This is a genomic window from Spirulina subsalsa FACHB-351, from assembly GCF_026130165.1.
Taxonomy (GTDB): domain Bacteria; phylum Cyanobacteriota; class Cyanobacteriia; order Cyanobacteriales; family Spirulinaceae; genus Spirulina_A; species Spirulina_A subsalsa_A.
This window is the reverse complement of record NZ_JAIHOM010000018.1, coordinates 47,307-58,091: the sequence shown is the minus strand read 5'-3', so window position 1 is coordinate 58,091 and position 10,785 is coordinate 47,307. Positions and strand designations below refer to the sequence as shown.

Below are 10,785 nucleotides of genomic sequence, written 5' to 3'. Positions count from 1 at the left end.
ATATCCAATTTTCAAGGTGCTAATATCGAATAGCCTTGGTTTTCGCTTTTCGATATTTCCAATATTACCAGAAAAATACAAAGCCGTCCTTAAAGGACGGGGTTTCAGACCCAGGAGGTTTTGATGAGCTAGAGGGATCGCCAATCTTGACCAGTTAAGACCCAAAGTGAGAGTTGATCAATGAATGATTTGGAAACGCTATACGATTAAAAAGTCTCATCCTACAAAGTTCTACACCACAAAAGGCTACGTCCAATCACGACCAATACGCTCTTTTTTAAGCTCTTGGCGTCACTCTGGGTTAGGTTATTTCTGCCTGTTTTTGCTCTGTTTGACCTTAGCACTTTTCCCTGTCCCCGCACCCTCTCAAACAACCCTAACCCCTCAGCAGTTGGTTGAGCAAGCATCGGCACTCTATGAGCAGAATAACTCAGAACAGATGGAGGAGGCGATCGCACTCCTACAAACCGCCCTCACTCAATACACCCAACGCCAAGACATTGGGGGACAAGCCTTTGTCCTCACCAACCTCTCCCTATTGTACCAAAAACAAGGGAATTGGACAGCAGCCCAAGCCCATTTAGACCAAAGTTTAAAGCTTTTAAACCAACAACCAAAATCCCCAGACACCCTAAACCTTTTAGCACAAACCTGGTCCGTTCAAGGACAACTTTCCCTCAATTTAGGTCACTTTCGACCCGCCCTCAAAGCTTGGGAAAATTCAACCCAATATTATCAGCAAATCCGGCAACCTTTACGAGCCATTGAAACGCAAATTAATCAAACCCTTGCCCTACAAAACCTTGGACTCTATCGAGAAGCCCTCAACCGTATTCTCCAACTCAATCCTCCCCTCCTCCAACTCCCCAACTCCCCCCTCAAAGCCACAGGAATCCAACAACTCGCCCAAATCATCCGCCTCCTAGGAGATGTACCCGAATTAACCCAATATTTCAGCACAGAAGGCGATTATTTAGACCATTCTGAACGGTTATTAAAGCAGAGCTTACAGATACTGGAAGAGACACCCTCACCTGCCCTAAAGCCCGCTATTTTATTAGAACTAGGCAATACATTACAAGCCAAATATTATCAGAAAAAGGACTTAAACAGTCGATTATTTTATGAAAAAATAGATTCTAGGTTTATCGAAGAAAGCAGCAACCTACTACAAATTTTATCACAAACCATCGACACCTATCAACAAGTCATTGAATCTCCCTTAACCCCTCCCTTATTAAACATCCAAGCACAAACTAATCGCCTACAAATGTTGCTAGACTTCTCCCAACACACAGACGAGATAGCAGGGAATCAGGACTTAATTCAGAAAAACCTAGCCCTATTGGCAACCGAATTACAAAACTTAGAGCCGCTTTTATTTAAAATTGCCCTCTTAGAACAACATAATCTCTCCCATCAACTGCTTTACGCCAAACTCAAACTCGCTCATGCTTTAACTGAAAGTCAACCTAAAGATTTTGCTCAAGCAGCACCACAACTTTTAGAACAAGTGATTGAGCAATCCACTCTAATTAACAACCATCAAACTCAATCTTACGCCAAAGGATATTTAGGCACTTGGTATGAAAAACAGCACCAATGGCCTCTAGCACAGCAACTGACACAAGAAGCCCTTTTACTTGCTCAACAAATGCAATCCCCAGAATTACTTTATCAATGGCAATGGCAACTGGGGAGAATTTTAGCCCAAAGAAACCAACCCAAGCAAGCTATTTTAGCCTATCAAGCTTCTCTGAAGAGTTTGGATAAAGTGAGACTAAATTTAACAGCCTTGAATAACTTTGATTATCCCTTTTTATTCCGCGATGATGTTGAACCCGTTTATCGACAATTTGCCCAGCTTTTGATTAATCAAGACGATAATCCGTCTCTGCAACAAGCAGCGCAAATTATTGAACAGTTACAAGTAGCTGAACTCGAAGACTATTTAAGATGTCAACTGCGCAATGATCAGGGAGTGCCGTTAAATGATTACATTGTTCAGAATAATTTAAATACAGCCGTTATTTCCCTGATTGTGTTAGAGGATCAGGTTCATGGAATTGTCAAGTTTCCCAAGGATGAGAAGTTCATCCATTTTGCGAGAAAAGCAGATGATATTGAGGCTAAAGTAGCTGAAATTAGAGATCATATTAAAAGAAAAATAAACTCTACTGTTTTTTCAGAGTTATATCGGTTATTAATTGAACCTGTCGAAGACAATTTACAATCTAATCAAATTAGCTCTTTAGTATTTATTTTAGATAGCGAGTTAAAAAATATTCCTCTCAATGCGCTGTATGATGGGGAACAATACTTAATTGAAAAATACAGTCTTGCCTTAAACTTAGGATTTAATGTTTTAGAAACTTCAGCTATTCCTCTAGAATCTAAAAATATTATAGCTGCCGGGGTTAGTGAAGAAAATTTAGGACAAATTGCCTTACCCTTTGTTGAAAAAGAGTTAAGCTATATCCAATCTAAGTTCCCTCAAAATACTATCCTAAAGAATCAAGAGTTTACTCCTTTTTCCTTTAAAAATGCCCTAATCCAGCAATCATTTAATATCGTTCACTTAGCGACTCATGGAATGTTCAAATCTGATCCCAATGCCACTTATATTTCAGCCTATAAGGAGAAAATCACTTTGAATCAATTAAGCAGCATTTTGCAAACTCAGGGAGAGAGAACGGAAACCCCCCTAGATTTATTAGTTTTGAGTGCTTGTCAAACAGCGATAGGAGATAAACGTGCTACGTTAGGTTTAGCGGGCATTTCAATTCAGTCTGGAGCAAGGAGTACCATTGCTTCTTTATTCGATATTAATGATGCAGCAACCGCCATATTAATCAGCCATTTTTATGACAACCTAGCAGAACCTGAGATGACGAAAGGGGAAGCTTTACGTCAAGCTCAGGTGCAGTTATTGCAGAATCTAGATTATAGATTACCTTATTTTTGGTCGTCTTATGTTTTGGTCGGGAATTGGCAATAGTTTTGAGCTATTATGGTTTACAGCAATTACTCATCGGTTCATTTTGCAAGGAATCTAATCCTAATTCTCTGAGTAAAGACTGTAACGCACTTTGTTGTTGATTCGGGTCTAAATCATTAAGGTTTGTGAGACGATCATAAATCAATTTTTCTGAGCTAGAGTTAGAGACGCGACGAATCCATGCTGATGTGGAATCAAATTGAGCAGGGCTATTTTCGGCGCAGTACATATCTATACTTACGTGCCATTGATAGGATTGATCAATTTCTAATGGATAATCTTTGTTGAGTGGAATTTGAATGAATCCGGGAGTATTACGAACTGGTACATTAAATTCATAAAGTAATTTTTGATCTCGATCTCGCAGATCAAAAATTACTCGACCTAACATAGCTGTCTCATAAGGAATATAAACCCAAATTGTGGGATGTTCTTGGGTTGTTTCACCGAAACGTGAAATTCTGTTCCCGGGTCGCTCTTGATGAATAACAATGGGGGTTAAAGGATGAGTAAGTTGAGGACAACCAGGACGGTTAATCGTATTTATTTCATCTTCTATATCTTCATCTTCTCTATTTCTTTGTGTTAATCTTAAATCTTCTAAAGGCAAATTGTTTGTACTCTGGGTTTGACTTGGCAGGGAAAAGCTATAACTCCAAAAGCCAAGCATCAGGAGGATAATTTGTAAGAATTTAGGGAATTTAATGAGTGAATTCATGTCTTTTACTCTCCAATTAATTTGACTGGTTAACCTTGATACCATGCAATTTTTGGTCAAGATAAATGCTAACTGAACTGGTTACAAGTACCCCTAAAGTCGAAGGAATTAAAGGAATCCACCAATTCTGATTAAAGCTTATGTAGCACAGAAAAAACAGGACTCCTAGGGTACTGCTAACACCAAGGATTAACAGGCGTGGTTTGCGGAATAATTGAATGACCATTAGGCTAACCACCGACCAACTTAAGATCCAAAGAGTTTCTATGGGCTGAGGTAAAGTATAAAGACGAGATTGATCTAAAATTTGACTGATCATGTGAGCTTGAATAACAATTCCAGCTTCTTTTATATCTGATTTATAAGGGGTATAAACCGCTCCCTCACTATGTTCATCTCTGCCGATGAGAATAATGCGATCGCGCACTAAGTTATGGATCTCTGCATTAGAAAGACCTTGTAGAATAAACCTTAATGGAATCCGGGCGGGAGACTGAAAACGATAATTGAGTAAAACTTGGACTCCTCCAGCTTGACGTTTTGAGAGTCTATATCCTCCTGTATTAGTTTCTATCAAAGGGTGAAAATATTCCTCAATATCTTCGATTTCTTCTAAAATAGTTTGCCCTTCTTGCTGCCAATAAATATTAGCAATTCGTAAGGCAAAAGAACGCCGAGTCGGACAGTTTGGATCAGCCCGACGGACTAGGGTTTGGCGACGGATGAAACCCCTAGGATCTTCTGGAGCTTGGGTAAATCCTAATCTTTCTTCAGACCAACCATCGGGAGCGCCCAGACTGGGCAAATCCTGTGACGCAATTTGACATCCAAGAATAATCCTTTCTTCGGGCATTAATTCAGGATGATCTTCCAAATTTTTAGGCTTCGCAATCCCCATCCCCAATACTCGCGGTTCATGAGGCTTTAATTTTTGCCATAACAGGTCTAATGCTTCAAAAGATAAAGAATCTCTCCGCTCCCATCCCTGCTCATCTTGATACTGTAAATCCTCTTCCCCAATGGTAATGACGAAAATCCGATTATCGGCCCCTTGGGTGTCTGGTCGCAACCTCATGAGATGATCAAAAGCCTTCAATTCGGCTGGCTGGAATACCCCCACTTCTCGCAGGCCAATAATACAAGCAGTTACTAATAAACTGGTGAGGATTAATTGTCGCCACGGGGGACGTTTCCGCCCAGGAGCAGGGGGAGGGTCTGGCGAGGGGGTTTCTGGAAGTTCACAAAGGGACTCCCAACTGGGGGGAAGAATGACGGGATTTTGGCAAATGACAGGCAACCAACTCGCACAGGGAAAGTAGGGTTCTAATTCGTCGTGTAGCCGCTCTCTGGCCTCTCTGACGGCTAAATAAAGGGGTTTTCCGGTGGCAAAGCTTTTGAGGAAGTAGGTGAGGAATTTTTGCGCTACTTGGTCGGGGACTAATTCGCGCATGACAATCATTTGGGGGATGTTGAGGTCGTCTAAGCGCTGGGAGAGTCCTAAACCGTCGCAAGAGTTGAAAATGGCTAGTTGTAGTCCTTGTTCAACGGCTTTTTTCAGGGTAAACCACAATTCATCAAGGGTGATACTTTCGTCGGGGTTGAGGTAAAGACGGCCTTGGTCATTTTCGGTTTCACTGTGTCCAGCAAAAAAGAGGATGTCCCAGGATTGGTCTTGTAGGAGTTCAATGACGGTGGCGCGGTCGGGTTTAATGAGGAAGTGGGGGTCTACTTGGGGGAGGTTTTCGATTAAGCGGCGGTCTTTGGCGAGGTTTAATCCGTCGTCGTGGCCGAGGATGGCGAGGATTTTCACGCGGCCGTTGCGGGAGGAGGCATATTGAGGGGGGTGGGAGGTGGATTCTAGGGGACTTAAGGCGGGTTCGGCGTTAGGGTAATGTTGGAGGAGTTCCCACTGAGTCCAGGGGAGTTTTTGCAGTTGTAGGTTTTGGGTGCGGACGAGTAGGCGGATGGTGTCTTCTGGGGAGAGGTGTTGACGGAGGGTTTTGTCGAGGAGTCGGAAGTCGGGGGAGTCTAACCATTGATTGAAAAGATCGCACAATTGTTGACCGGATTCCTGACATTCAGCAATTCTCTGCTCAATTAGGGCTTGTTGTACAATCTGTTTGGGTTTGATGCGAAAGAGAATCTCTTCCCAAATTTCGGGAGCGTCCTGAGAACGACGATAGGGGGCTCCTAAAGGACGATACCGTTCTAACCAATGTTGTTGTAATGCCTCGACTAAGGGAAGATTGGGGGGGAGGTTTCCCTTGCGCTTGAGTAGGCTTGGTATCCCTAATGAGCTAATTTCCAAGGTGACGCGACACCCGGTTTCTAAGCTTCCATCCAGTTCCAAAATAACAACTTTTTCCATCCTTCTAATACCGCTTATTAGGATTCTGGTTTGAGTAGAATCCTTTGATTATATTTATAATCTCTGGGCAAAACTGGGGAAATAATGCAGGGTGGGAGAATTTGCGACAAAACTTTACTAACTCGGGGAATTTTTCGATTGCTCTTGCATCAAATTGGGTCATCTGGCCAGAGAGATTCAGTAAAATCAACTAACTGGTTTCCCATTATGCTGATTCGTGATTTGACCCAACAAGCGTTAAAGACTGGCTATTTGACCCTCGAAACTGAAGCCAAGTTACGAAATTTAATACAAATGACCCAATATGATTTGGAAGATTTACGCGCTTTTACCCGTCTCCAGTGCGCGGTGATGGATGGCTGGGTGGTTCAACAGTCGCGCTGTATAAGGGGGAGTTAGGGGGAATTGTAACGTTTTTTGACAAGTTGCATCGGATTCAGGCGATCGCACCAGAGACACCAGTAGAACAAGGAATCGTCTCCCCTTACTCTCTGGGTACTGCTCTGAGGAGGAATCAAACAGACATTTTTGTAATTTAAAGCTTTTGTAAACCCTAAATTATTTTTTAAGCTTCTCTGGGGAATTCCCTTGAGGATCAGGGGGTTTTTGTCTTTTTTTAACAAAAAACATCATTTTTTCTTCGCTTATTTTGTCCTTCTTAAAGATTCAGTAAATCACCTCAAAAATCCAGAATTTCGTGATAGAAGTAAGATTGTCAAGAGATAATTTACGCAAAAATATCCGCCCCTTCTAGGGACTTGTCGCAACAAAAGACAATCCTATTTGTTCATCTACTCTGAGTCAGGATTATGAAAACGAAACATTGGATAGGTGTCGCTGCCACCACCCTCAGTTTAAGCCTCAGTGCTGCCTCCAGCAGTCTCGCCGCAACCCTTCACAACGGTTGGCTCTATACCATTGACCCCAGTTATGATAGTTATGGAACAGTGAATGGTAACGTTCAAGTTGGGGGAACTATTTATGAAGACTATGGCATGGCCATTAAAGAAGATTCCGAAACAGGTTTAATTTGGGTTGCACTCAACACAAACACCCCCCTAGAAGGCAACGTTACCGGACCAGAACTCTGTTTAAGTAACGGTACTTGTTTCCCGGTGCGCAACAACAGCATTGCTTCCGGTGACTTATTCTTTGACTTCTCCGGCACAGGAAACTATCAAGCGGCTTTTGACTCCGGTCTAATGTATGGTGTTCGTTTCACACCTTATAATGATTCCCTCGTTGATGTAGGAGTTTATGCCAATGTTACCGGAGATCATGTCGGAAGACATAACGCAGGTTTCTGGAATTTAGGTGGCTATAATGCCTATGCTAAACAAGAGGGTAACTTAGGAAATCTTGATACTTGGATGGGAGATTTACGCTGGAATGACCCTTACTTTGATCCCTATACCAGTCAAGGTTTTATGCCTAACGTAATTGGCAGTGGACAAAGAATTGGAGATGTGACCTTGCGTAGTCAAGAAGAACTACAACAAGCAGGATTTGATCCCAGTTTCTTCTTTGAACTAGGCAGTAATATCATGGGATTTAGCTTCCAAAAACCCCTAGAATGGACAGGTAATTTTATCGCTACTCTCTTAAAAGAATGTCTCAACGATGGAATGGCACTCCTCGGTTCTTTTAACCCACCTCCCCCCGAACCAGAACCTAACCCCGTTATTGATGACGGATGTGCTGTTACATTAGGGGAACTTAAAGCCTTAGCGCCGGATGAAATTGATGGCAGTTGGAAAATTTTCTATGATGTTTTATCTCATCAATGGTATGATCCCCCAGCTTATACAGGCTTTGAATTTACAACCATTGGAGGGACACAATTTAAACAAATTTTGGATTTTCCTTGTGGAATTGCTGCTGAAGATAAGTTTAGCATTATTGTCCCCGATATCAACGGTCAAAGTCAAACCGTTACACTGAATGGGTTAAAACCCGGAGATCGAGTAGATTTTGTTGAACTCTTTGGGCAACCAATTAGTACCTTTACAGCCGTTGGAGTAATTGACTTACCCAAAACGGTTCGACCTTTTTCCTTACAGTTGGGTTTAGATGCAGAAATCGGCAGTTTTAAAATCCGCATGATTGAGGATTTAAAAGATTTACCGGACTATGTAGACCTCTCTAAACTAATCTTGCCTCCGGTACAAACAGTACCTGAACCGACTGTTCTTTTGGGTTTAATCACGGTAGGTTTCCTCGGAACAAAACTAAAAAAACGGATTCAATAGTCTTCCCCAATGAACTAGAAACCGATGTAGGGTGTGTCAGAAGCAATAACTTAGGTTAAACCGGAATAACTGTAATCCTGACGCACCATTTTTGAACTCTGATATGTGTTAATGTTATTCTTGTAACATTTAGGTTGCTTCTCCTATATTTGGTTGTCTTCTGTTTTTGTATTGTAAATAAATTATTACAAAGCTTGCTGGTCAACGAAATTCGATCTATAATGGATACTCAGTTTTGGTCTTTATAGTATTAATGAGTAATGAATTAACACAAGTAACATCTGCGCAAGTTAAACAGAAAATAAGTCATCATTGATTATGACTGATCAAACTGATGAAGATAAAATGATGGAAAAACTACTCATTCATAAAAATATGATTGGGTGGTTAATAAAAAAACTTCAAGACAAAGGAATTGAATGTCAAAGAACTACTGGCAATGATCCCAAGGGAGACATTCTGTTGATTAATCCAGATGATATTCCTAGAATGCAAGAGATTGTTCGCCAAATTCAAGGGGAGTACAATCCTTAATTTACTTGTGAAATATTCCAAGTATGACACATATTGAAATTAAAACTAGACAATTTATAGGTTCAGATATAGCAAATAAAATTGTCAAGAAGGGAACGGTAAGTGCTGTTCTGACAACGGGAAAGATATACAAACCCGCAAAAGATATATTTGATCAAGCTGGTATTGCTTGGGCTGAAAATATTGATGAAAGACAGTTTTTAAAATCTGAAGCACAGGAGGTAAAGTAATGTCATTGGATATTGCATTTTACGGTAAAAATGATAAATCGTCTACTAACATTGAATTATCGGCTGAGTTTTACGAAAGATTAGCTAAATCAGATTTTTCGGAAATAGGTACAACTCATAGAATCGAGGTGCAAATTGATGGTGAGCAAACGGAAATTGAAGCCGTTGATTTGGATAAGGGTATCATCTCTAATAGACAGAGGTTAATTGATTTTTTTAAAGAAGCAATTTATGAGGAAAGCAGAAATATGATCGACAAATTGGGAGATTCTCCTTCAAAAGATGAATATCAACAACAGAGCTATCCTCTCATTAAATTTCATGAAATTATGAAGTGTTTAGAAAACACCCAATACTGTTACCTTCAAAAAATTACCTGACATCACCTGACATCAATTGTGTAATTTTCCCTAACTCCACATCTTAAATAATTAGAAGTTCATTCTATCCTAGAATTCTTAACCTGACACTGCCACAATAATTGAAGAGTAGATAAATCCGATAAACCTTGACTCTCATCAGACTCCACTTCTCGACGGATAAAGGAGGGGGAAAGCATAAAACCCGATAAAGCATCAGTCGGAGAAGGTGCTAAACCTCCCCTTCCAGTGATGTTAAAACGACTACGGGTTAAATCTTGGGTCATGCCATCCCGTCGGACTTGACATCCTGTTCCAATTTGAGGATCATTCGGCTGTCCGGGTAGCTGTTCCTCGGGTTGAAATGGTTCTACATCTAACACAGCTATCCCATCAATTCCTAATGTAGAACTGGCACTTAAATCGCTCTGTGGTGTTCGGACTAATCGCCCCGGATTACTAAAGCCAAAAATGCCTAATGCTCGGACAAAAATATTACCCCCTCGTCCCTCAATTGCTGTCGCCGCAATATCGCTATTTTCAGACAAAATAGCTAAAACATATCCCCCAGCTGTGATAGAAATATTGCCCCCATTTCCTGTTCCTAATGCCTCGGTCAAAATGTTACTATTATAACGTAATATCAGATTTTCAGCCACTTCTAAGCGAATATTTCCCCCTTCCCCAGAAATCGTTCTCGCTAATAAATTCCCTTGTTGGTTGAGGAAAATAGAGCGTGCTTTAATATTCAAATCTCCTGCCCGACCTGTCCCCAATCCACTAATGGAAATTTCGCCCTGATTCTCAACAGTTAAATCTCCCGTGTTTATATTTAGTTCTTGTGCATCTCCTGACCCTAAACTCGCTAAATTTAAGCGACTTCCTGCTCCATTTATCTTAACAAATTCCTGAACATTAACACTTAAAATTCCCCCTTGACCACTGCCAGAAGTTGTAGCAGAAACCTGTCCTCCTGTATCTAAAGTAAACTGTCGCGTATTAATCCCTAACTGACCTGCATCTCCTGTTCCACTACTATCAAAACTTAAACGAGCATTATTGAAAACCTGCACAAAATCCTGAGCATTAACGCTTAAAATTCCCCCTTGACCACTGCCAGAAGTTGTAGCAGAAACCTGTCCTCCTGTATCTAAAGTAAACTGCCGCGTATTAATCCCTAACTGACCCGCATCTCCTGTTCCACTACTATCAAAACTTAAACGAGCATTATTGAAAACCTGCACAAAATCCTGAGCATTAACGCTTAAAATTCCCCCTTGACCACTGCCAGAAGTCGTAGCAGAAACCTGTCCTCCTGTATCTAAAGTA

Annotated in this window: 8 protein-coding genes and 1 pseudogene; 6 read left to right on the top strand and 3 right to left on the bottom strand. The window is 41.1% G+C overall.

Features of this window, described 5'->3' with window-relative positions:
- Nucleotides 1-391 precede the first annotated feature (391 nt).
- Complete coding sequence (locus tag K4A83_RS05395) at nt 392-2,998, top strand: CHAT domain-containing protein (protein WP_265263417.1); 2,607 nt, start codon at nt 392-394, stop codon at nt 2,996-2,998.
- A 10-nt stretch (nt 2,999-3,008) separates the two neighbouring features.
- On the opposite strand, the gene K4A83_RS05390 is transcribed toward K4A83_RS05395, so the two are convergent.
- Both K4A83_RS05390 and K4A83_RS05385 read right to left on the bottom strand, forming a co-directional pair.
- Nucleotides 3,009-3,716 carry a DUF928 domain-containing protein gene (locus tag K4A83_RS05390; protein ID WP_265263416.1) on the bottom strand — a complete coding sequence of 236 codons (708 nt, stop codon included), beginning with the start codon at nt 3,714-3,716 and terminating at the stop codon, nt 3,009-3,011.
- A 16-nt stretch (nt 3,717-3,732) separates the two neighbouring features.
- Nucleotides 3,733-6,084 carry a CHASE2 domain-containing protein gene (locus K4A83_RS05385; RefSeq protein ID WP_265263415.1) on the bottom strand — a complete coding sequence of 784 codons (2,352 nt, stop codon included), beginning with the start codon at nt 6,082-6,084 and terminating at the stop codon, nt 3,733-3,735.
- Between the two features lie 207 nt (nt 6,085-6,291).
- Here K4A83_RS05385 and K4A83_RS05380 point away from each other — a divergent pair, with 207 nt between their 5' ends.
- The 5 genes from K4A83_RS05380 (at nt 6,292) to K4A83_RS05360 (ending at nt 9,477) form a co-directional block, all read left to right on the top strand.
- On the top strand, nt 6,292-6,483 hold the full coding sequence (locus K4A83_RS05380) for a hypothetical protein (RefSeq protein WP_265263414.1): 192 nt from the start codon (nt 6,292-6,294) through the stop codon (nt 6,481-6,483).
- Nucleotides 6,484-6,893: 410 nt separating this feature from the next.
- Complete coding sequence (locus K4A83_RS05375) at nt 6,894-8,333, top strand: XDD3 family exosortase-dependent surface protein (protein WP_265263412.1); 1,440 nt, start codon at nt 6,894-6,896, stop codon at nt 8,331-8,333.
- A 318-nt stretch (nt 8,334-8,651) separates the two neighbouring features.
- Nucleotides 8,652-8,867: a hypothetical protein gene (locus tag K4A83_RS05370; RefSeq protein ID WP_265263411.1), complete on the top strand. Its 216-nt coding sequence runs from the start codon at nt 8,652-8,654 to the stop codon at nt 8,865-8,867.
- A gap of 23 nt (nt 8,868-8,890) precedes the next feature.
- Nucleotides 8,891-9,097 (top strand): hypothetical protein, encoded by a 207-nt coding sequence (locus K4A83_RS05365; protein WP_265263410.1) that lies wholly within the window; start codon nt 8,891-8,893, stop codon nt 9,095-9,097.
- Nucleotides 9,097-9,477, top strand: coding sequence for a hypothetical protein (locus K4A83_RS05360; protein ID WP_265263409.1), 381 nt, complete (start codon nt 9,097-9,099; stop codon nt 9,475-9,477). The genes K4A83_RS05365 and K4A83_RS05360 overlap by 1 nt, the downstream gene beginning before the upstream one ends.
- Before the next feature lie 59 nt (nt 9,478-9,536).
- Here the strand turns inward: K4A83_RS05360 and K4A83_RS05355 are convergent.
- Nucleotides 9,537-10,785 (bottom strand): annotated as a pseudogene (locus K4A83_RS05355) (hypothetical protein); the annotation flags it as partial.

Coding starts and splice junctions, on each gene's coding strand:
- K4A83_RS05375 (WP_265263412.1), top strand. CDS start 6,894: ATGAAAACGAAACATTGGATAGGTGTCGCTGCCACCACCCTCAGTTTA.
- K4A83_RS05380 (WP_265263414.1), top strand. CDS start 6,292: ATGCTGATTCGTGATTTGACCCAACAAGCGTTAAAGACTGGCTATTTG.
- K4A83_RS05390 (WP_265263416.1), bottom strand. CDS start 3,716: ATGAATTCACTCATTAAATTCCCTAAATTCTTACAAATTATCCTCCTG.
- K4A83_RS05360 (WP_265263409.1), top strand. CDS start 9,097: ATGTCATTGGATATTGCATTTTACGGTAAAAATGATAAATCGTCTACT.
- K4A83_RS05365 (WP_265263410.1), top strand. CDS start 8,891: ATGACACATATTGAAATTAAAACTAGACAATTTATAGGTTCAGATATA.
- K4A83_RS05385 (WP_265263415.1), bottom strand. CDS start 6,084: ATGGAAAAAGTTGTTATTTTGGAACTGGATGGAAGCTTAGAAACCGGG.
- K4A83_RS05370 (WP_265263411.1), top strand. CDS start 8,652: ATGACTGATCAAACTGATGAAGATAAAATGATGGAAAAACTACTCATT.